The 19,846-nt window shown below is 74.1% G+C and carries 23 protein-coding genes and 1 tRNA gene; 14 read left to right on the top strand and 10 right to left on the bottom strand.

Going from position 1 to position 19,846, the window contains the following annotated elements:
* The first annotated feature begins 1 nt into the window (after window position 1).
* Together EV189_RS08350 and EV189_RS08345 are read left to right on the top strand one after the other, a co-directional pair.
* A complete protein-coding gene (locus EV189_RS08350) occupies window positions 2-862 on the top strand; it encodes a fumarylacetoacetate hydrolase family protein (RefSeq protein WP_130492452.1) in 861 nt (286 codons plus the stop codon).
* A gap of 2 nt (window positions 863-864) precedes the next feature.
* A complete protein-coding gene (locus tag EV189_RS08345) occupies window positions 865-1,878 on the top strand; it encodes a zinc-dependent alcohol dehydrogenase (protein WP_130492451.1) in 1,014 nt (337 codons plus the stop codon).
* Window positions 1,879-1,999: 121 nt separating this feature from the next.
* Here the strand turns inward: EV189_RS08345 and EV189_RS08340 are convergent, their stop codons facing one another.
* The 3 genes from EV189_RS08340 to EV189_RS08330 all read right to left on the bottom strand — a co-directional run bounded on the left by EV189_RS08340 (window position 2,000) and on the right by EV189_RS08330 (window position 6,726).
* Window positions 2,000-3,289 (bottom strand): HNH endonuclease signature motif containing protein, encoded by a 1,290-nt coding sequence (locus tag EV189_RS08340; protein ID WP_130492450.1) that lies wholly within the window; start codon window positions 3,287-3,289, stop codon window positions 2,000-2,002.
* A 306-nt stretch (window positions 3,290-3,595) separates the two neighbouring features.
* Window positions 3,596-5,983 (bottom strand): glycoside hydrolase family 65 protein, encoded by a 2,388-nt coding sequence (locus EV189_RS08335; protein ID WP_130492449.1) that lies wholly within the window; start codon window positions 5,981-5,983, stop codon window positions 3,596-3,598.
* Entirely contained in the window at window positions 5,980-6,726 is a 747-nt protein-coding gene (locus EV189_RS08330; protein ID WP_196788539.1) for a beta-phosphoglucomutase family hydrolase, read from the bottom strand. The genes EV189_RS08335 and EV189_RS08330 overlap by 4 nt, the downstream gene beginning before the upstream one ends.
* A 151-nt stretch (window positions 6,727-6,877) precedes the next feature.
* Between EV189_RS08330 and EV189_RS20145 the strand changes: the two genes are divergently transcribed.
* Window positions 6,878-7,018, top strand: a complete 141-nt coding sequence (locus tag EV189_RS20145) for a hypothetical protein (protein ID WP_165400200.1) — start codon at window positions 6,878-6,880, stop codon at window positions 7,016-7,018.
* A gap of 5 nt (window positions 7,019-7,023) precedes the next feature.
* Window positions 7,024-7,248 carry a DUF6199 family natural product biosynthesis protein gene (locus EV189_RS08325; protein WP_130492448.1) on the top strand — a complete coding sequence of 75 codons (225 nt, stop codon included), beginning with the start codon at window positions 7,024-7,026 and terminating at the stop codon, window positions 7,246-7,248.
* A 111-nt stretch (window positions 7,249-7,359) separates the two neighbouring features.
* Here EV189_RS08325 and EV189_RS08320 read toward each other — a convergent pair.
* Both EV189_RS08320 and orn read right to left on the bottom strand, forming a co-directional pair.
* Window positions 7,360-7,435 (bottom strand) — tRNA-His (locus EV189_RS08320).
* A 65-nt stretch (window positions 7,436-7,500) separates the two neighbouring features.
* The gene (gene orn, locus EV189_RS08315; protein ID WP_130492447.1) at window positions 7,501-8,103 is read right to left on the bottom strand and encodes an oligoribonuclease; all 603 of its coding nucleotides are present in this window, start codon (window positions 8,101-8,103) and stop codon (window positions 7,501-7,503) included.
* A 34-nt stretch (window positions 8,104-8,137) separates the two neighbouring features.
* Between orn and EV189_RS08310 the strand changes: the two genes are divergently transcribed.
* Genes EV189_RS08310 through EV189_RS08290 form a run of 5 tightly spaced genes read left to right on the top strand, consistent with a single transcriptional unit; the run spans window position 8,138 to window position 14,328 of the window.
* Window positions 8,138-8,611 carry a hypothetical protein gene (locus EV189_RS08310; RefSeq protein WP_130492446.1) on the top strand — a complete coding sequence of 158 codons (474 nt, stop codon included), beginning with the start codon at window positions 8,138-8,140 and terminating at the stop codon, window positions 8,609-8,611.
* A gap of 55 nt (window positions 8,612-8,666) precedes the next feature.
* The gene (locus EV189_RS08305; protein WP_130492445.1) at window positions 8,667-9,320 is read left to right on the top strand and encodes a YcnI family protein; all 654 of its coding nucleotides are present in this window, start codon (window positions 8,667-8,669) and stop codon (window positions 9,318-9,320) included.
* Between the two features lie 23 nt (window positions 9,321-9,343).
* A complete protein-coding gene (locus EV189_RS08300) occupies window positions 9,344-9,865 on the top strand; it encodes a copper resistance CopC family protein (protein ID WP_231116268.1) in 522 nt (173 codons plus the stop codon).
* On the top strand, window positions 9,862-11,898 hold the full coding sequence (locus EV189_RS08295) for a bifunctional copper resistance protein CopD/cytochrome c oxidase assembly protein (RefSeq protein WP_130492443.1): 2,037 nt from the start codon (window positions 9,862-9,864) through the stop codon (window positions 11,896-11,898). Before EV189_RS08300 ends, EV189_RS08295 begins: the two co-directional genes overlap by 4 nt.
* Before the next feature lie 51 nt (window positions 11,899-11,949).
* Window positions 11,950-14,328 carry a hypothetical protein gene (locus tag EV189_RS08290; RefSeq protein ID WP_130492442.1) on the top strand — a complete coding sequence of 793 codons (2,379 nt, stop codon included), beginning with the start codon at window positions 11,950-11,952 and terminating at the stop codon, window positions 14,326-14,328.
* Here EV189_RS08290 and EV189_RS08285 read toward each other — a convergent pair.
* The 3 genes from EV189_RS08285 to EV189_RS08275 form a co-directional block, all read right to left on the bottom strand.
* On the bottom strand, window positions 14,315-14,704 hold the full coding sequence (locus EV189_RS08285; protein ID WP_130492441.1) for a universal stress protein: 390 nt from the start codon (window positions 14,702-14,704) through the stop codon (window positions 14,315-14,317). The two genes, EV189_RS08290 and EV189_RS08285, sit on opposite strands and share 14 nt — an antisense overlap.
* Window positions 14,705-14,802: 98 nt before the next feature.
* Window positions 14,803-15,087: a hypothetical protein gene (locus EV189_RS08280; RefSeq protein ID WP_130492440.1), complete on the bottom strand. Its 285-nt coding sequence runs from the start codon at window positions 15,085-15,087 to the stop codon at window positions 14,803-14,805.
* Between the two features lie 241 nt (window positions 15,088-15,328).
* A complete protein-coding gene (locus EV189_RS08275; protein WP_130492439.1) occupies window positions 15,329-15,619 on the bottom strand; it encodes a hypothetical protein in 291 nt (96 codons plus the stop codon).
* Between the two features lie 186 nt (window positions 15,620-15,805).
* Between EV189_RS08275 and EV189_RS08270 the strand changes: the two genes are divergently transcribed.
* On the top strand, window positions 15,806-16,300 hold the full coding sequence (locus tag EV189_RS08270; RefSeq protein ID WP_130492438.1) for a hypothetical protein: 495 nt from the start codon (window positions 15,806-15,808) through the stop codon (window positions 16,298-16,300).
* Here the strand turns inward: EV189_RS08270 and EV189_RS08265 are convergent.
* A complete protein-coding gene (locus EV189_RS08265; protein WP_130492437.1) occupies window positions 16,281-16,787 on the bottom strand; it encodes a DinB family protein in 507 nt (168 codons plus the stop codon). The two genes, EV189_RS08270 and EV189_RS08265, sit on opposite strands and share 20 nt — an antisense overlap.
* A 177-nt stretch (window positions 16,788-16,964) precedes the next feature.
* Between EV189_RS08265 and EV189_RS20140 the strand changes: the two genes are divergently transcribed.
* Both EV189_RS20140 and EV189_RS08260 read left to right on the top strand, forming a co-directional pair.
* Complete coding sequence (locus EV189_RS20140) at window positions 16,965-17,108, top strand: hypothetical protein (RefSeq protein WP_165400198.1); 144 nt, start codon at window positions 16,965-16,967, stop codon at window positions 17,106-17,108.
* A 108-nt stretch (window positions 17,109-17,216) separates the two neighbouring features.
* Window positions 17,217-17,915 (top strand): hypothetical protein, encoded by a 699-nt coding sequence (locus EV189_RS08260; RefSeq protein WP_130492436.1) that lies wholly within the window; start codon window positions 17,217-17,219, stop codon window positions 17,913-17,915.
* A 252-nt stretch (window positions 17,916-18,167) separates the two neighbouring features.
* Here EV189_RS08260 and EV189_RS08255 read toward each other — a convergent pair whose 3' ends face one another.
* Window positions 18,168-18,464, bottom strand: coding sequence for a hypothetical protein (locus tag EV189_RS08255; protein ID WP_130492435.1), 297 nt, complete (start codon window positions 18,462-18,464; stop codon window positions 18,168-18,170).
* Between the two features lie 604 nt (window positions 18,465-19,068).
* On the opposite strand from EV189_RS08255, the gene EV189_RS20135 reads away from it, so the two are divergent.
* Both EV189_RS20135 and EV189_RS08245 read left to right on the top strand, forming a co-directional pair.
* Complete coding sequence (locus EV189_RS20135) at window positions 19,069-19,230, top strand: hypothetical protein (RefSeq protein WP_165400197.1); 162 nt, start codon at window positions 19,069-19,071, stop codon at window positions 19,228-19,230.
* The gene (locus EV189_RS08245) at window positions 19,227-19,670 is read left to right on the top strand and encodes a hypothetical protein (protein ID WP_130492433.1); all 444 of its coding nucleotides are present in this window, start codon (window positions 19,227-19,229) and stop codon (window positions 19,668-19,670) included. Before EV189_RS20135 ends, EV189_RS08245 begins: the two co-directional genes overlap by 4 nt.
* Window positions 19,671-19,846 lie beyond the last annotated feature (176 nt).

Raw genomic sequence — 19,846 nt, 5'->3', positions numbered from 1 at the left:
CGTGAAGCTGATGCGCATCGGCGCGCCCGGCGCCGAGAAGCCGGTCGCGTACGTCGACGACGAGACGTACGTCGACCTCTCCGACCTCGTGCGCGACATCGACGAGGAGTTCTTCGGGAGCGGGGGCATCGAGCGGGTCCGGCCCGTGGTCGCGGAGCGGGTCGCGGCGGGTCGTGTGTCGTCCTTCGCGGGCGAGCGGGTCGCCGCGCCGATCGCCCGGCCGCACCAGGTCCTCTGCATCGGGCTGAACTACCGCGACCACGCCGCGGAGACGGGCCAGGAGGTGCCGAGCGAGCCGATCCTGTTCACCAAGCCGCCGAACACCGTGGTCGGCCCGTACGACGACGTGCGGCTCCCGCGCGGGGCCACCAAGACGGACTGGGAGGTCGAGCTCGGCATCGTCATCGGGCGGCGCACCAGCTACCTCGAGTCCGTCGAGGAGGCGCGTGACGCGATCGCCGGCTGGGTCCTCGTCAACGACGTGAGCGAGCGGGCGTTCCAGATGGAGCGCGGCGGCCAGTGGTCCAAGGGCAAGTCCGCCGAGACGTTCAACCCGACGGGGCCGTGGCTCGTCACGCCCGACGAGGTCGTCGACGTGCTCGCGCTCGACATGTGGCTCGACGTCAACGGCGTGCGCCGGCAGACCGGGACGACGAGCACGATGGTGTTCGACCCGTACGAGATCGTGCGCTACCTCAGCCAGTTCCTCGTGCTCGAGCCCGGGGACCTCATCGACACCGGTACGCCGCCGGGCGTCGGCATGGGGCTGCGGCCGCAGGTGTGGCTGCAGGAGGGCGACGTCATCGAGCTCGGGATCGAGGGGCTGGGGCAGCAGCGCCAGCGCGTCGTCGGGCCGCGCTGAGCATGCGCGCGTGGGTGCTGCACGGGCCGTCCTCCGGTGCTGTGGAGGAGGTCGCTGACCCTGTGGCGGCACCCGGAGAGGTGGTCGTCGACGTCGAGCGGGTCGGCCTGTGCGGCACCGACGTCGAGTTCTTCACCGGGGAGATGGCGTACCTCGCCGACGGGCACGCGCACTACCCGATGCGGCTCGGCCACGAGTGGTGCGGGCGGGTGTCCGCGGTGGGTGCCGCGGTGGACCCGTCGTGGGTCGGGCGGCGGGTCATGGGCGACACGATGCTCGGGTGCGGGACCTGCCGGCGGTGCACACGCGGTGCCCAGCACGTCTGCGCCGCCCGCTCCGAGGTGGGGATCCGCGCCGGGCGCGCGGGCGCGCTGGCCGAGCAGGTCGCCGTGCCGGTCGCATCGCTGCACCGGTTGCCGGACTCCGTCGACGCGGAGCTGGGCGCGCTGGTGGAGCCGGGCGGCAACGCGCTGCGGGCTGCGTCGGCGACGGGCGCGGGCCCGGCGGACCGGGTGCTCGTGCTCGGCCCGGGGACGATCGGGCTGCTCACGGCGATGTTCCTGCGCGCATCAGGTGCTGAGGTGCACGTGTTGGGGCGTACGCCGGAGTCGCTGGACTTCGCCCGCTCGCTGGGGTTCGTCGCTGCTTGGGACGAGGGGTCGCTCCCGAGCGTGGCGTTCGACGCGGTCGTCGACGCCTCCAACGACCCGCGGCTGCCGGCGCTGGCGCTGGACCTCGTGGAGCCCGCCGGCCGGGTCGTCTGCATCGGGCTCGCCGGGGTGCCGAGCACGGTGGACACGCGGACCGTCGCGCTGAAGGACGTCACGCTGGTGGGCATCCTGTCCGCGTCGCCCGGGCTGGACGCGACGATCGCGGCGTACGCGTCCGGAGCCGTCGACCCGCGCCCGCTCGTGTCGGCGGTCGCGGGGCTGGAGTCGGTGGGGGAGGTGCTCGCCGGGCAGCTTCCCGTGGGCGCGGGGCCCGGGCCGAAGGTGCACGTGGTGCCGGGTGGCTGAGCGCGGCTGGGAAGTTGATCAGGTTGCCCGATCAAGTTCGCGGCCGACCGCACGACGTGGTGGCCGCGGGGGCGGAATCTCGTCGTGCTGGCGGTCAGTTCGTGCTGGTCCTGCCGTGCGCTCAGCCCGTGCCCGTGTCGTCCCACAGGCGCGTGCTCGTGCCGGGGTTGCGGTCGCTGGCGTGGGTCGCTTGTACGGGGTCTCTGCCGTCGGGTGGTCGCCAGCGGAATCGTCCTGCTCGGTCGGGGTCGGGTTCGAGCTGCCAGCCGCCCTGGTGGAGGAGGTGGTGGTGGCGGCTGCAGAGCAGGCACATGTTGGTGAGGTCGGTGGGGCCACCGTCGGACCAGTGGCGGATGTGGTGGGCTTGGACGCGTCTGTTGCGGCAGCCGGGGGCGATGCACCCGCCGTCGCGCACCCAGAGGGCCTTCAGCTGGGCTCGGGTCGCGAGGCGGGACTCGCGGCCGAGCGCGAGCGGCACGCCAGGCGCGACTGTCACCTGCATGCCGGCCTGCGCTCGGCCCGCGTGCGGACTCATTGTGGACGTGAGCAGCACGCTGACGTTCGCGGTGCAGGTGAGGTACTTCAGCTCCTCCGCGGTGAACGCGGTGCCGAGGATGGCGCTGATGCCGGTCCTGCCGTCGCCCGGCTTGAGCTCGTCGCGCAGGGTGGGCAGGTCGACGACCAGCGTGGTGTCGAGCCGGAGCGAGGTGACCCCGGGCTCGGTGGCGAGGACCGTCTGCACGATCTCGACGAGCGCGTCAGCCTGGCGCTGGGCGGCGGTGCGGAGGTCGACAGTCTGCCCGGGCTCGGGGTTGGGCTGGGAGCCGGCGCGGATCGCCTTCTGCAGCAGCAGCCCCTCCGCCTTCGGGAGCCGGCCGGTGATCTCGACCGTGCCGTTGAAGCCGGTGGAGAGCAGCAGGTAGCGGCTGTCGTGGATCCGCTGCGCTTTCTCCTCGCGGGACTCGTCGGCCCCGACGGCCTCCTCGAGACGCGTGACCGCGGCGCGAACGTCCGCAGGTGCAGCGTCCTTTGCGAGTGGCAGCAGTGTGTCCTCGGCTTCGAGCATGACCTGCGGGCCGAGCCGCTTGTGCCCGGCCGCCAGCTCGTCGACGTGTCGGGCGCTGATGGCGCCGGCCGCCAGCGCTTCCTGCGTTTCGGGCAGGTCGCGCAGCGCCCGTGCCGCGCTCACCGCTCGGCGGGCGTCGAGCGCGTCCATCCGCGCGTGGTGCCGCAGCCACGCCTGAGCGGTGACCTGGTTGTCGAGCACGAACTCGCCCGCGGCGTCGAACTCGGCCAGATCGGCGAGGAACTCGGCGTGCAGCCGGGCGATCGCGGCCTGCTTCTCGAGCAGCGCGACACCACGCGCCGACCCCGACCGGGGATCGCGCGAGGGCTGGCTGCTCGAGCTCATGCCGACAACGTACAAGCCACCACTGACAGAGTCGGATCTCAGAGAACCGCTGCCGTACAGCGACTTCTCTACCCCGCACCGTCACCGAAGTTGATCGGGTAACCCGATCAACTTGGCGACGACGGCCGCCCAAGATCTGCATGATCACGGGGAGAGAGGGCGGTGCACCAGGCGCGATCATTCCCAAGATCTGCATGATCAGGGGAGGGGATGAAGCTCCGTCCCCGCCCCACAACGTGCATGATCACGGGGGAGGGGGCGACCGCACCTCTCCTCGCGGCTTCCGCACCCCACCGTGCCGCTCCCTCACGTCTCCCGCGCGGCCACGCCACCCTTCCGCGCGGACCGGGGGAGGGGGGCGCGGCCCTCCGGTTGGCGGGGGCGGGGTCGGGGCTCGACCGGCGGGACGGCGCGGGTCTCGGAGACGTCGGGCCGCAGGACCAGCGTCTCGCCGTAGTGCTGGACCACGGCCTCGCGGCCGCCGTCCTCCACCGCGTACGTCGCCTGCCTGCCGTCCGTCTCCACCCGCACGCGGAGTCCGCGGTGCCGGACGCGGAAGACCAGCCGGTCGATGCCCTCGGGCAGCCGCGGCGCGAAGGCCAGGCGGCCGCCATCGTCGCGCAGGCCGCCGAAGCCGTGCACCAGGCTGATCCACGCGCCGGCGAGCGAGGCCATGTGCAGGCCGTTGCCGGTGTTCGCGGCGAGGTCGTGCAGGTCGGTGAGCGCTGCCTCCGCGGCGTAGTCGTACGCGAGGTCGAGGTGCCCGACCTCGGCGGCGAGGACCGCCTGCGTGCACGCGGACAACGACGAGTCGCGTACGGTCAGCGCCTCGTAGTACGCGAAGTTGCGGGCCTTCTGCTCGGCCGTGAACGCGTCGCCGCGCAGGTGCATCGCGAGGACGAGGTCGGCCTGCTTCACGACCTGCTTGCGGTAGAGGTCGAAGTACGGGAAGTGCAGCAGCAGCGGGTACTTCTCCGCAGGGGTCACCGCGAAGTCCCAGAGGTCGTGCGCGATGAAGGCGTCGTCCTGGGGGTGGATGCCGAGCTCCTCGTCGTACGGCACGTGCATCGCCTCCGCGCAGCTGCGCCACGCGGCGCTCTCCTCCGTCGACACGTCCAGCTCAGCCGCCTGGTCGGCATAGCGGTCGCAGGAGTCGGCTGCTGCCAGGAGGTTCCGCTGCGCCATGAGGTTCGTGTAGACGTTGTTGTCCACGACCGCGGAGTACTCGTCCGGGCCGGTGACACCCTCGATGCGGAACGACCCGTCAGCGCCGAGGTGGCCCAGCGAGTGCCACAACCGCGCTGTCTGCACGAGGATCTCGATGCCGGCGGTGCGCGCGAAATCGTCGTCACCGGTAGCGTCGACGTAGCGGATGACGGCGTCGGCGATGTCGGCGTTGACGTGGAAGGCCGCCGTCCCCGCCGGCCAGTACGCCGAGCACTCCGCGCCGTCGATCGTCCGCCACGGGAACGCGGCGCCCCGCAGCCCGAGCTGCTGCGCGCGCGCCACCGCCGCGGGCAGCGTGGACCTCCGCCACTGCAGGGCGTCCGCTGCCGCGTCGGGCGCCGTGCGGTTGAGCAGCGGCAGGACGAAGGTCTCCGTGTCCCAGAAGCAGTGGCCGTCGTAGCCCGGGCCGGTCAGCCCCTTGGCCGGGATCGGCCGCCGCTCGGCACGCGACCCTGCCTGCAGCACGTGGAAGAGCGCGAAGCGGACCGCCTGCTGCAGCTCGGGGTCGCCGTGCACCTCGACGTCCGCACCGGCCCAGTAGTCGTCGAGGTATGCGCGCTGGTCCGCCAGCAGACCGTCCCAGCCGCTGTGCCAGGCGCCGACGATCGCCGCGCGCACCTGGTCGCGTACGGCGGGCAGGGACCGCGTGCCCGACCAGCCGTAGCTCACGAGCTTCACCAGCCGCAGCCGCTGGCCCTGCTCGAGCACCGCGGTGAAGGTCACCCGGCCCGAGTCGGGGAACGACTCCGCCTGCACCTCGACGTCGACACCGTCGCTCGCCTCGACGCGGTGGTCCATGTGGGCCGCGACGCGCAGGCCGCTGCGGACGGTCTCGTGCACGAGCAGCGCTCCGGCGTCGCTCGCGGCGTGCTCCAGGGACCGCAACGGGTTCTCGAGCACCGCGGACGCCCGGGGGTCGGGGTGCGCCGGCCCGGGCAGCTGCTCGTTCGCCACCAGCTCGGACTGCACGACGACGCGGGCCGTCCCGTCGACCGGCTCGACCTCGTAGACGACGCCCACGACCGAGCGGTGCGTGAACGACACCAGCCGCGTCGAGCGGACGCGCACCACCCGCCCTGCAGGTGAGCGCCACTCCGCCGACCGGGTCAGCGTTCCGGCGCGCAGGTCGAGGACCCGCTCGTGCGCCAACAGGTCGCCGTACCTCACGTCGAACGGCTCGTCGTCGACGAGCAGCCGGATCAGCTTGCCGTTGGTGACGTTGATGACGGTCTCCCCGGACTCGGGGTAGCCGTAGCCCGCCTCGGCGTACGGCAGCGGGTGCGTCTCGTGCACCGAGTTGAGGTACGTCCCCGGCAGCCCGTGCGGCTCGCCCTCGTCGAGGTTGCCGCGCAGCCCGATGTGGCCGTTGGACAGCGCGAACAGCGACTCCGTACGCGGCAGCAGGCCGGTGTCGAGCGCCGTCTCGCGCAGCACCCACGGCTCGACCGGGAAGAGCGGCTCGCTCACGAGGACGCCAGCAGCTCGGCGAGGTCCTCGACGACCTGGTCGGCGCCGTGCGCACGCAGCTCGTCCGCCTGGCCCGCGCGGTCCACCCCGACCACGAGGCCGAAGTGGCCCGCGTGCCCGGCCGCGACCCCGGCCAGGGCGTCCTCGAACACCGCGCAGCCGTCCGGCTCGACCCCGAGCTTGCGGGCCGCCGCGAGGAACGTGTCCGGCGCCGGCTTGCCCGGCAGGTGCTCCTCGGCAGCCGTCGTGCCGTCGACCCGCTCGTCGAACTGGTCGACCAGGCCGGTGACCTGGAGCACCTGCAGGGTGTTCGCGCTCGACGACACGACCGCCGTCTTGAGCCCCGCGTCCCGCACCGCCGCGAGGAACCGCACCGAGCCCGGGTACGTCGCCACCCCGTCCTGCTCGATCTTGCGCTGCACCAGCTCGTTCTTCCGGTTGCCGAGCCCGTGCACGGTCTCCGCGTCTGGTGCGTCGTCCGGGTCGCCCTCGGGCAGCGAGATCCCGCGCGACTCGAGGAAGGACCGGGTGCCGTCGGCCCGCGGCTTGCCGTCGACGTACGCGTCGTAGTCGTCGTGCAGGTCGAAGGGCGTGAAGCCGTCGCCGTCGCGCGAGCGCAGGTAGCCGTCGAACATCTCCTTCCACGCCGCGGCGTGGACCTCGGCCGTCCTGGTCAGCACGCCGTCGAGGTCGAAGAGGCAGGCGCGGATGGACCCCGGGAGCCGGGGCGCGGCGTCGGACATGATCGCCGCGTACCCGGGATCCGCGCGGCGCTACCCCGACGACGTCGACGGGCCGGTCCCTGGACGAAGCGTGATCGTTTCGCTACGCGGACCCCAGGGGACCATCACGCCCGCACGGCCAAGGAGGCCGGAGATCCGAGAGGAGCCGCAGGTGCTGCTCGACGCCGCGACGGAGACCCACAGCGTCACCCTGACGGGGCTACCGGCCCTGCTCATCATCCTCGCCGTCCTCGCGCTGATCGTCGTGGGGGCCGTCACCGTCGTCCGCGCTGTCGCGCGGCGAGCGAAGTAGCCGGCGTGAAGGACGTGGCGTCGGTCCTCGTCGGGGTCCTCTTCGTGGCCTTCGGGCTCGGGCAGGCAGCGTGGCCCAGGGCGTTCTTCGACTTCAACAAGCGCGGCAGCCGCTGGGAGTACAAGAACCCGGAGGCGGTGCAGCCGAGCGACGCGTACCTCACCTACAGCCGGGTCATCGGCCTCGCCTTCGCCGTCATCGGGGTCGTCCTGGTCGTCACCAGCCTCTGAGCGGACCGCGTTCGGCGGGGGAGCTCGAGGGCCGGCCACGACGACAGGACCGGGGTGCTCGGCTCGCGCAAGAGCCCCGGCCCGCATGCGCAGGTCCGGGGCTCTTCCAGGTGGGGTGAGTGACGGGACTCGAACCCGCGACATCTCGGACCACAACCGAGTGCTCTACCAGCTGAGCTACACCCACCATCGGCGCACGCTCGCGCGTGCGCCGTCGAGAAGTGTAGCGGGTGCGCAGAGCGGCGCAGACGACTACGACGGCTCGATCACGTGCTTCGCCGCGATCGCCTTCGCCTGCTCCGAGTCCGGGCCGGGCTGCGGGACGAACAGCGCCTCCCGGTAGTACGCGAGCTCCGCGATGCTCTCCCGGATGTCGGCGAGGGCGCGGTGGCCGCCGGCCTTCTTCGGCGACTGGAAGTAGACGCGGGGGTACCACCGCCGCGCCAGCTCCTTGATCGAGGAGACGTCGACGATCCGGTAGTGCAGGTGGTCGTCGAGCTCGTGCATGTCGCGCGCGAGGAAGCCGCGGTCGGTCGCCACCGAGTTGCCGGCGAGCGGGGCCTTGCGCGGGTCGGGCACGTGCTCCCGCACGTACGCCAGCACTTGCTGCTCGGCGTCCTCGAGCGTCGTGCCGGAGGCGAGCTCAGCGAGCAGCCCGGAGGTCGTGTGCATCTGGCGCACGACGTCGGGCATCGTCTCGAGCGCCTCGTCCGGGGGCTTGATGACGACGTCGACCCCCTCGCCGAGCACGGTCAGCTCGTTGTCGGTGACGAGCACCGCGATCTCGACCAGCGCGTCCTTGGCCAGGTCGAGACCGGTCATCTCGCAGTCGATCCACACGAGTCGGTCGGACATGCCGCTCACCCTAGTGGCCGGTACGCTCGCGGCCGTGCGCACGGCGGGTGTCGACCGGCTGCTCGGCGCGCTCGGCCTCGTCGCTGCGACCCTGCTCGCCCACATCGCGGGCGGGGGGACGGCCGGGCCGGGCGCGCTCGCCGCGCTGCTCGCGGTCGCCGCAGCCGTCACGGCGCTGCAGCGGCGGCTCCCCGCCGGTGGCGCGCTCCAGCACCTCGCGCTGCTCGCGCTCGCCCAGGCCGCCGGGCACCTCGTCTGCGCGGGGGACGGCTCCCCGGCGCGCATGCTCCTCGCGCACGCGGTCGCGACGGTCGCCGCCCTCGCGCTGACGGAGGAGGGCCGGCGCGCGTGGCGGCGTACGGTCGCCCGCCTCCTCCCGCCGGGACGCGCCCGCCTCCCCGCACTCACAGGACAGCCCCACCTCCCCGAGCTGGGAGCGGCCGCCGCCTCCCGGCAGCAGGGCGCCGCCGGCGTACGCGGTCCACCCCGGGTCCCGGCACCCGCCTGAGCAGGGCGGGTGCCTGCGCGCGCCCACCACCCCCCCGCTCACCGAAGGACCACCCGTGCTCCGCTCCCTGCCCCGCGCTGCCCTGGCGCTGGCCGCGACGCTGCTCGCCGGCCTCGCCCTCGCCCCTGCCGCCTCCGCGCACGTCCGCGTCAGCTCGCCCGACGCCGCGCCGGGCGGCTTCGCCACGCTCGTCTTCCGCGTGCCGACCGAGTCCGCCACCGCCCGGACCACCGCCCTCACCGTGACCCTGCCGGACGGCACGCCCTTCGCCTCCGTGTCCGCCGGCACCAAGCCCGGCTGGACCGTGGCGACCACCACCGCTCCGCTCGCCCACCCGCTCACCGACGACGACGGAGTCACCCTCACCAAGGCCGTGCACACCGTGACCTGGACCGCCACCGGCGACGGCATCCCGGCGGGCCAGTTCGACCAGTTCCTCCTCACCGTCGGCCCGCTGCCGAAGGGCGCCGGCGAGATCGCGTTCCCCGCCGCCCAGCGGCTCAGCGACGGCACGAGCGTGTCCTGGGACCAGGCCGGGGTCGACGCCGAGCACCCCGCGCCGGTGCTCACCGTTGCGGGTGCCGCGTCCCACGCGGACGACCTCGCCCGCTGGCTCGGCGGCGCCGGGCTGGTCGCCGGAGTGCTCGCCCTTGCGCTGGCGGCCACGAGCGCGCTGCGCCGGCGCCCGACGGGCGGCCCGAGGGCGTGAGGCGAGGCATGCTGGGAGGCGTGATGCGTACCCGGCGGCTGCTCGCCGCGCTCGGGGCCACCGGCCTGCTCCTCCTGCTCGCCGCGCCCGCCGCCTCGGCGCACGCGGTGCTGCTCAAGGCCGTGCCCGCCGACGGCACGACCGTGGCGACCGCCCCCGGCCAGCTGCAGCTGACGTTCGACGAGGCGGTGTCCCGGATCGGGGCGTACGCGACCCTCACCGGCCCCTCCGGCGTCGTCACGACCGGCACGCCGAGCACCGTCGACGAGACGATGAGCGTGCCGGTGCAGGGGGCGATGCCCGCCGGCCCGTACGCCGTGGCGTGGCGCGTCGTCTCCGCCGACGGGCACCCGGTGTCCGGCACCGTGCACTTCACCACGACGAGCGGGGCGGCGGCGCAGGCCGCCGCGGCGCCCGCGGCGGCGGCCAAGGGGCGCAGCAGCTCCTGGGTGGGCAGCCACGTGTCCCACGTCGCGGTCGCCGCCGTCGTGGTGCTGCTCGCCGTCGGCTACCTCGGCTACGACCTGCGGGCGCGGCGCCGGTGACCGCGACCCTCGAGCGCACCGCCACCGAGCGCGCCACCCGCCCCTGGGGACCCCCTGCCGTCGTCCTCGCCGTGGTCGTGCTCGTGCTCGCCGCGCTCGTCGGCGGGGCCGTGACGCACGAGAAGGAGGTGGGCGTCCCGGACGCCGGCGTGCTGGTGACTTGGGGGCTGCTCCTCACCCGGCTCGTGACCGACCTCGCCGGGCTGTCGGCCGCCGGGCTGCTCCTGCTTGCCGCGGTGCTGCTGCCCAACGCCGAGGGTGCGCTGCGGGGGAGCGGGTTCCACGGCGTACGCCGGGCCGGGCAGCTCGCCGCCGCCTGGGCCGTCGCCGCCCTCGTCGAGGCCGTCCTCACCGGCGCCGACATCGTCGGGACCTCGGTCGGCAAGGTGCTGGCGCCCACGCTGCTGCGCCAGACGGTCGACGCCGTGCCGCAGGTGCGCGCGCTGCTCGTCCAGGCCGCGCTGGCCGCGGTCCTGGCCGTCGCCTGCCGCTTCGTCGTCACCGCCGGCCGGGCGGTCGCGCTGCTCGTGCTGGCCCTCGGCACGCTCGTCCCGCCGCTGCTCACCGGTCACTCGGCCGCCGCCGGTGACCACATGCTCGCGATCTCCGCGCTCACCGTCCACGTGCTCGCGCTCGCGCTGTGGCTCGGTGGCCTGGGCGCCCTGGTCTGGATGCGTCGCCGGTCTCCGGAGGCGCGCTCGTTCCCGCTGGCAGTGAGCAGGTTCAGCGGCCTCGCCCTGTGGTGCGCCGTCGCCGTGGGCGTCTCCGGCGTCGTCAGCGCGTGGCTGCGGCTGGGCAGCTGGACGGCGATCACCACCACGGCGTACGGCGGGCTCGTCTCGCTGAAGACCGCGGGGTTCCTCGCGGTCGCTGCCGCCGGTGCCCGCCACCGGTCGCACACCCTGCCGCGCCTGCAGGAGGACCGGCGGGCCTTCAGCCGCCTCGCGGCGGGCGAGGTCCTCGTCATGGTCGCGACCGTGGGGCTCGCGGTCGCGCTGGGGCGCACGCCGACGCCCGCGCCCTACGACGAGGCGAGCGACGGCACCGACGGCGTCTCGCTGGTCCAGGCCGAGCTCGGGTTCGCCCCGCCGCCGCACCCGTCGCTCTGGCACTACGTCACGGCCTACGAGGTCGACGGGTTCTTCCTGCTCTTCGTGCTCGTCGCGGGGATCCTCTACGCGCAGGGCGTCCTCGCGCTGCGCCGGCGCGGCGACTCGTGGGCGCTCGGCCGCACCGTCTCCTGGTACGCCGGCCTGGCCCTCGTGCTCTACACGACCTGCGGAGGGCTGGCGGCGTACTCGCACATCCTGTTCAGCGCCCACATGGTCGCCCACATGGTGCTCGTCTCGGTGGCGCCGATCTTCCTCGTCCTCGCGGCACCGACCACGCTCGCGCTGCGGACGCTGCCCGCCGGCTCCGGTGCCGGCGACCGAGGCCCTCGGCAGGCGCTGGTCGCCGTGCTGCACAGCAGGTTCGCCCGCGTCATGACCAACCCGGTCGTGGCCTCGCTGCTGTTCATCGGCAGCCTGTTCGGGCTGTACTTCACGCCGCTGCTCGACCTGCTGATGAGCTGGCACATCGGCCACACGCTGATGGACGCGCACTTCCTCGCCGTGGGCACGCTGTTCTTCTACGTGCTCGTCGGCGTCGACCCGTCGCCGAAGCCGCTGCCGCACCTGGCCCGGCTCATCCTCGTGTTCCCCGTGATGGCGTTCCACGCGTTCTTCAACGTGGCGCTGCTCGAGGAGAACGAGGTGCTGGCCAAGGGCTACTACACCCGGCTCGGCAACCCGTACGGCGTCAACCTCCTGCACGACCAGCAGTCCGGCGCGGCGCTCGGCTGGTCGCTGGGGGAGGTGCCGATCCTGCTCGTGATCGCCGCCGTCTTCGTCGCCTGGGTACGTGCCGACGAGCGCGAGGCGCGCCGGCGTGACCGTGCCGCCGACCGGGCCGTCGAGCGCGGCGAGGAGGACGAGCTCGCGAGCTACAACGCGTGGCTCGCCGCGATGAACGAACGGGCAAAGGGGCGTTGACCGCGCGCTGACACGCGCCCACGCTGGGGTCCTCGCACCCCGGAGCGTGCCATGCCCGTCCCCGTCTTCGCCGATCCCGCCGCCGAGCGACCCAGCGGCCTCGTCCCGCCCGCCGTCGACCTGAGCGGTGTCACGGAGATCCGTGTGCACGGGGTCGGCGGGTCCACACCCGCTGCACTGCTGGGCGATCTTGCCCCGCAGCAGGTCGCCGGGGACTCCACCGCCGGGTTCTACCGCACCGCGGACTCGCACGGCCGCCACGTGGAGGGCTACTCCTGGGGCGGCATCACCTCGCGCAGCAGCACGCGCGTGCTCTGGCTGCTGCTGCTGCCCTTCGTGCTCGCCAACCTCGCCGGGTGGACCTGCTCCCCGGGGGTGCGCCGCCGCCCCTGGGCGGGGTTCCTCTTCCGCTGGTTCGCCCGCGTGGCAGCCCTCGCCATGACGCTGAACCTCGTCGTGCTCGTCGCGCTGCTCTCCGAGGACCTGGTCGGCTACCAGTGCAGCAGCCAGCAGAGCTGCAGCCGCCGGCACTGGGAGCTCGCGCCGCTGCGCTGGTCCTCCGTGGTGGGCCACCCCGAGCGCGCCCTGGCCCTCGCGACCGTCGTCCCCCTCGCGCTGCTGGGCGTCCTCGCGGTGCTCTCGGTCCGCAACCGGGCGAGGTACGACGGCGTGGTCTCCCGTCGCCAGCACTCCGCCGAGCCCCATCCGAGCGCCGCTTCCCTGCCGAAGGGCCTGCAGGACCAGCACTTCTGGCACGGCGCCCCGGCCGTGCGCCGGCTTTCCCACCTCCACCTCGGCGCGGGGACGGCGACGGTCGCCCTGCTGCTCACGGCGACGGCCGCCCGCCCCGGCGGCGTGCTCCTGCGGGTGCTGGCCGGTGGCGTGGTCGTGGCCGCCGTGGGGCTGCTGGCGCTCGACCCGGCCCTGCCCGACCGCCGCGCCGACCGTCCCGCCGCCGCCGTCCTCCTCGCCGGCTGCGCCGCCGCCGCCTGGGCGCTGGTCGCGGCGTGGGTCGCCCCGGCGTACGACCACCTCCCGGGTCCGCTGCCCGGGCTGCGTCGCATCCTGGGGGCGACGTACGCCGGCGTCCTCGCGCCCATGCTGCTGCTGGGGCTGCTCGTCCTCGCCGTCGTGGTCCTCGACCGCGCCGAGGGGCGCCCGGAGCACCGGCTGTTCCGCTGGGCGCCGCCGCTGGTCGCGCTGGCCACGGGGCTCGCCCTGCTCAACGCCGTGCTGCTCGGCATCGCGATCCGCTTCGCCGCCCTGCTCGGCGAGGTGCGCTGGACCAACGACCCGGTCCGCGACGGGGGCTCCGGCACCGTCGTCGCGCTCTCGCCGTTCGTGCGCTTCGCCCTGCCCTGGCTGACGGTCGTGCCCCTCGCGGCCGTGCTCCTCTTCGCCGCCGTCGAGGTCGCCTCGTGGGCCTGGCACTCCCGCCCCAGCGCCGTGCGCGCCCTCGCCGTCGAGCTCGGCGCGGACGCGGGGCAGCGGCCGGGCCACTGCGTACCCGAGGAGTGGTGGGTGCCCGCCACCACCGAGGGGCCGCGCTTCGTGCGCCAGCACGCCCTCGCCCGGCGCCGGGCGCGCGCCGTGCACGACCTCAGCTACCTGCTCAGCGTGCTCGCGGTCCTCGACATCGGGATCCCCGTCGTCGTGCTGGCCACGTCGGGGACGCCGCACTCGGCGTGGTCCGGGCGCGTCGTCGACCTCGGCACGCTCATCGCGGGCTCGATCCCGCTGGTGCTGCTCGGCCTGCTGCGCGCGGGCTACCGCAACCTCGAGACCCGCCGGCGCATCGGCATCCTCTGGGACGTCGGCACGTTCTGGCCGAGGGCGTTCCACCCGCTCGGACCACCGTCGTACGCCGAGCGCGCCGTCCCCGAGCTGCAGGAGCGCATGGGCTGGATCGCCGACTCCGGCGGGCGCGTCGTGCTCGCCGCGCACTCCCAGGGCACGGTCCTCGCCGCGGCGGCGCTGCTGCAGGACTCCGGCCGTCCCGCGCGCGACCGCGTCTCGCTGGCGACGTTCGGGTCGCCGCTCGTCCGGCTGTACGCATGGGCGTTCCCGGCGTACGTGTCCCCGGCGGTGCTCGCGACGCTGGACCAGGGGCTCAGCGGGTGGCGCAACTTCTGCTACGCCAGCGACATGATCGGCGGCCCCGTGCACGTGCCGTCCGTCGACGTCGCGCTGCCCGACCCGCAGAGCTGCTGGCACAGGTACGGCCAGCCGCCGCCCCCGCCGCTCGGGCACTCCGGCTACTGGCAGGACGCCCGGGTCTGGCGCGAGATCGACGGGCTGGCCGCGGGGCTCGTCGGCCCCGCGACCGTGCCGCCCGCCCGCATCGACCTCACGACCGCCCAGCGCGTCAGCTCGCCGCCACCACCAGCGAGCCTCAGCTCCCCACCACCAGCGAGCCTCAGCTCGCCTTGACCGCCAGCACCGGGCACGGCGCGTCGAGCAGGATCCGCTGCGCGCTGCTGCCCATGACGAGCTTCGCGACGGGGGACCGGCGGCGCAGGCCGATGACGATGAGCTCGGCGGAGGTCTCCTCGGCGACCTTGAGCAGCGCGTCGGCCGCGTCGTCGGTGTCGAACTGGCGGACCGAGAACTGCACGCCCTCCTCGGTCAGCGCCGCGGAGACCTGGTCGAGCGTCTTCTCGTCGGCGAAGGTGTCCTTCGCGTAGTTGTGCCCGACCGCGGTGTTGACGATGACGAGGTCGGTCGAGCGCAGCCGGGCCTCCTTCGCCGCGACCGCGAGGGCCGCCTGGCCCGGCTCGGTGGGGACGTAGCCGACGACGATGCTCATGCTGCTCCTTGGCTGCTCGGGACGGGCGGGCTCGTGCGACGAGCCCCTCCCGCTTGTGCCCTTGATCATCGCGGGCGGAACCCGCGGGCGCCACCGCCTCACCCCAGGCGTGGCGGGGCGAGCGGCGCCAGGGCCAGGGCCGTCGCCCAGCACTCGACCAGGACGACGTCGCCCGCGCTCGTCCGCGCGGCGTACGCGACCCGCCCGCGCCACCCGCCGTCCGGCCCCCGTCCCCAGGCGAGCAGCACGGCCGGCCAGCGACCCGGGTGCCCCTCGGGGTCCTGCACCCAGCAGTGCTGCGGGGTGTCGCCGGTGCGGCTCGGCGGCGGCACGGTGCGCTCGCTCAGCGGCGTCCCCCGCCGCCACCCCATGCCGCCCGCCACCGCCCCAGCATGGCAGAGGGTCGTACGCCTGTTCGAGTCCGACCGTCGGGAGCGGGATGAACCGGACGGTCGTCCGCCCGTCTCCCTCCAGTGTGAAGATGCTCCGCCTCGCTGCCGTCGCCCTCCTCGCGGGCACCGCCGTCGTGCCCGCCCTGCCGGCGAGCGCGGCAGCCTCCACGACCACCGGGTCGGGTGCCACCCTGCAGGGCCCGGGCGGCACGCTGGTCGGCCCGGCTGTCGGCTACCTCACGGTCACCGCCCACCTGACCGACCCGGGCGGAGTGCCGACGGGCAGGAGCTTCTTCGAGAGCAACGACTTCGAGCCGGTCATCGAGTGCCCCTGCGTGCAGGTGAGCAGTCCGGAGCCGCTCGGCGGGGCTCCGCAGTACCTGCGGGCTCCGCTGCGGCTGACGTCGGGCAGCACGACGGACGGCACCTGGAGCGCCCGGATCCCGATCTCCGCGTCGGGCGCGGGGACGTGGTCGCTCGCCTTCGTCGGCCTCCCCGCCCGTGTGGCGCACCCCGAGGCCACCGGCGGCAGCGTCTGGACGCCGCCGAGCGGGGCCGTCCCTGCGGTGACGGTCGCGGGGTCCGACCCCGTGGTCCTCGCGGTCGAGCCGCAGCACCGGGGGCTCCTGCCGCCCCCACCACGGCGGTCGCCTTCGTCGTCTCCGCCCGGACGCGGTCGGGGCACCCGGTCGAGGGCGCGCGCCTCCTCGTGCAGAGCTCGACCTCCGGTGACCTCCTGGACCTGTTCAACCAGCCCGCGTCGGCGGTGCGCACCGGCCGCGACGGGCGCGCGGTGTGGACGGCGCCCGGCCGCGCGATCGGGGGCCAGTTCGAGGTGAGCCGGCCGTTGGCGGGCGCGACGGGCTACGGCCCGGTGCCCTCGGGCGAGACCATCACCCCGGTCCTCACCTCGATCCGGGGCTCGGTCACCGCGCGTCCCGCAGCGACGAGCGTGCGCGCCGGGACCGACGTGCGCGTCACCGGGCGGGCGAACTCCCAGCAGGTCGTCCTCGAGCGGCGGGTGTCGGGGCGCTGGCGGTCGGTCGGTACCGCGTACCTCTCGTCGTGCACGGCGCGCGGGTGCGCGTACCGGCTGACGGCGACGCCGCCCCGCGGCACGTGGACCTACCGGGTGGCGCAGCCGGCCAGCGTCCTCGGGACGTCCTACGCCGCGTCGACACCGTTCACCCTGCGGGGCCGCTAGTCCTTCCGACCTCGGCCAGCACCTGCTCGCGCAGGATGCCCGCGTGGCCGCAGTGCTGCGCGAGCTCGCGGAGGACGTGGAGGTAGACCCAGCGCAGGGGGAGCGGGCCGCGCCGGTTGCCGGGCAGGACGCTGTCGAGGTCGAGCTCCGCGACCGCCGCGCGCGAGGCGGCGCACACCGCGCGGTGCTCGGCGAGCACGCTGGCGATGGTGTCGTCGTCGGCGAGCTCGAACGACTCCTCAGGGCCCACGGGGATGCCGAGCTCGGCGCGCGAGCGGCCGGTGACGGCCTCGGCGAACCACACCCGCTCGACGAAGCTGGCGTGCTTCACCAGCCCGAGCAGCGTGGTCCGGGACGGGACGAGCCGCCGGCGCACCTGCTCCTCGTCGAGCCCCTCGAGGCACTCCTCCAGCGCCGCGCGGTGCTCGTCGAGGAACGCCTCGACCTGCGCCTTGGCCGGCTCGTGCACGACGTCCTCGGATGGCACCCGTGTCCTCCCTCGCCCGGACGGCGATCCTCGCAGAGCGGGGACTCGACGTCGTGCTGATGCCCCACAGGAGGAGCACAGCGGCAGCACGGCCGGGCCACAAGGGCCGGCAGCAGAGTCTCCCCATCGAAGCCCGGCCGCGCACCGCGCCGGGCGCCAGCAGGAGAGGACGCTGCCATGACCGTCACCCAGACCCTCGCCCGCCGCTCCGCCGCGCTCGTCCTCGCCGCTGCCGTCAGCACGGCGGGGCTCGCCGCCACGGTGCCCGCCGTGCGCGCGGAGACGTCGCAGCAGGTCGCCAGCACCGCGTACCGCGCCTGACGGGGCGTCTCTTAGACCGCCCTTAGAGGCGGCACAGGGTCCCGGCAGGTTCGGCGCCGTAGATGGAGTCATCGGCGCCAGGGTGGCGTCGGGAACGGAGGAGTACGCGTGAGATCGACACGAAGGTCGGGCCTCGTCCTGGCCGGCGTCGTGGGCCTCGCCGGTCTCGGCGTCGGCGCCACGATCGGGCCGGTCGCGGCGTCCGCGGCGACCAGCAGCACCACGGCCGTGGGGGACCGCGTCACCGCGATCACGAAGGCGCTCGCGGGCCTCGTCAGCGACGGCACGATCACGCAGTCGCAGGCCGACAAGGTGGCCTCGACGCTGAGCACGGCGCTGCCGCAGCCGCCCGGGCCCGGCGGCTGGGGACCCGGGCGCGGTCACGGTCCCGGCAGGGGCGCCGAGCTCGACGCCGCGGCGACCATCATCGGCGTGACGCCCGAGCAGTTGCGGACCGACCTGCAGGCGGGCAAGACGCTCGCGCAGATCGCGCAGGGGAGGGGCATCAGCCAGTCCACGCTGGTCGACAAGCTGGTGGCGGCGGAGAAGACGCGGATCGCCGCGGACGTGGAGGCCGGGCGGCTCACCCAGGCGCAGGCCGACACGATCATCTCCGGCCTGACCGACCGGGTGACGAAGCAGGTGACGAGCACCCGCCCCGTGGGTCCGGGCGGTCCTGGCGGTCCTGGTGGCCCGCACGGCCACGGCCCCTGGGGCGAGAAGGGCACGGCACCGGCTCCGAGCGGCACCACGGCGCCGTCGGCTCCGGCGACGCCCACGCCCAGCCCGAGCGGGACGCCGACCTGACGGTCGTAGCTCCCAGGAGACCGGCCGGCGGGACCCCCGTAGCCGCCGGCCGGTCGCTCGTGGGTGTGGCACCCCGCTGACGGTCCGAGCGACCTCGGCGTCAGCGGCAATCCCCTGTGTAGCAGACGTACCGGGGTCGCAGAAGGGTTGCGGCAGAAATCGTGGGAATGCCGCTTCGTCCAAGTACTGAACCGGTCTGGTTGCCGCATTCCCGGTCGGTGTACGACACCGGCCGGTCGTGGGTGACTGGCGCTACTCCAGCACGAGGATGACGAAGGCCGCGCCGAGCATGACGCCCACCGCCCCGCCGAACAGCAGCCCCAGCTCGGCCGGCCCCGTCTCCTGCGTCGGCGCCGTGCGCGCGGCGACCCGGGAGAGGCCCAGCGCCATCACCACGACGGTCGCGACCCCCGCGAGGACCAGCGCGAAGCGGGCGGGCACCCCCGCCACGTCCGCGAGGTCCCAGGACCCGGCGAGGACGACCGCGATGACGGCGGCCGCCAGCACGGCGGTGGGCAGGAAGCGGGGGAGCGAGCGGAGCAGGGGCACCACGCCATCCTGCCTCGTGCTCCTGGAGCCCGCGCCCCCGGCAGGACTCGAACCTGCGACCTACGGATTAGAAGGATTATCGGGCCGCTCCGCTGACCAGGACCGAGACCGCGTAAGCGCTGGTGGAGTGGCAAGAGTGACCCTCAGCAGTCCCGCCTAGTCCAGTCCGCAACTGCCCATCCTGCGGACCTCCTGCGGACTGTTAGCGGACCGGTCGCTAGGGCGACGGTCGGAGCACGGCAGCCGGCAGCCAGGTCTCTACGAGGACCGCGTCGTCCCCGTCTCGGGCGACGTAGACGACCCTTCCCCTCCACCCGCCCTCGACCCTCTCCCAGGCCAGCAGGACGCCTGGCCACGAGCCAGGGTGTCCGGGAGGGTCAGCAACCCAGCAGTGGCGTGGAGGGGGCTCTGGGGCCCCTGCTGCAGGAGGCTCAGCCGCCGGCTCCAGACCGAAGCGCTCGCTGAGGGACGGGCCGCGCCTGAAGCTCATCCCGCCCGCCATGCCCAACAGCATGGCACGACTCGTACACCAGTTCGAGGCACAAGCCTCTTGACCAGGTGTACCTCCACCTCTAGGGTGTACGTACACCAGGAGGTGAGGCAGGTGCCCAACCAGCCCAAGACCCCGCACCGGCAGGTGCGCGTGGAGGAGTCGCTCTGGCGAGCGGCGATGGACAAGGCCCGAGCAGAGGGCCGCACCATCTCGGACGTGGTCAGGAAGGCCCTGGAGGCCTACGTAGGACGAGCCAAGGAGGAGCAGCGATGACCCAGCAGAGCAGCTACGTGCTCTGGAGCACGAGCCTCAGCACGCGGCGAGGGCTGTTGCGGGACTTCCAGCGCGAGCTGGGAGACCTGACCCTTCGTGTGGAGGTGACGGACTACGAGGTCGAGCACGACGACGACCGGGGGCGAGAACTTCGGCACCCGATCTACACCGCGACCGTGCTGGACGACCAGGACGAGGCCCCTGCCCCCCCGGACCGCTTCGAGGTGACCCTGGCGGAGGACGAGTGGTACGTGGAGTCTGACTACCTCCTGGGCGCGTTCGACCGCCGCTACGTCGCCCTGGCGCTGGACTTGCTCTGCCTCGAGCACGGTCAGGTGGGCTGGAAGCTGCTGGCTCCGCATGTCTTCGCCCCGGGCGACCCGTGCTATGGCGGGGACGGCCGCTCGGTGCAGTACGTGTGGCCCGTCAAGCTGCGTTAGTCGAGCTGCCCCAGCCCCCGCTTCGGCGGGGGCGTTGGCACGCCGGTACGAAGCGGGTCGCCGACCCTCTCACCTCGGCCTAGGGAAGCTCTAGCGGACACCCTGGCCCGCCCGCCCGGCGGAGCATGCTGTGTCGGAGCAACCGCGTCCGTGCCTCCAGCGTGTGTCGTCTGTCG

It is taken from the genome of Motilibacter rhizosphaerae (genome assembly GCF_004216915.1).
Lineage (GTDB): Bacteria > Actinomycetota > Actinomycetes > Motilibacterales > Motilibacteraceae > Motilibacter > Motilibacter rhizosphaerae.
The sequence above is the reverse complement of the archived record's forward strand: the minus strand, read 5'-3'. Positions and strand labels throughout refer to the sequence as shown.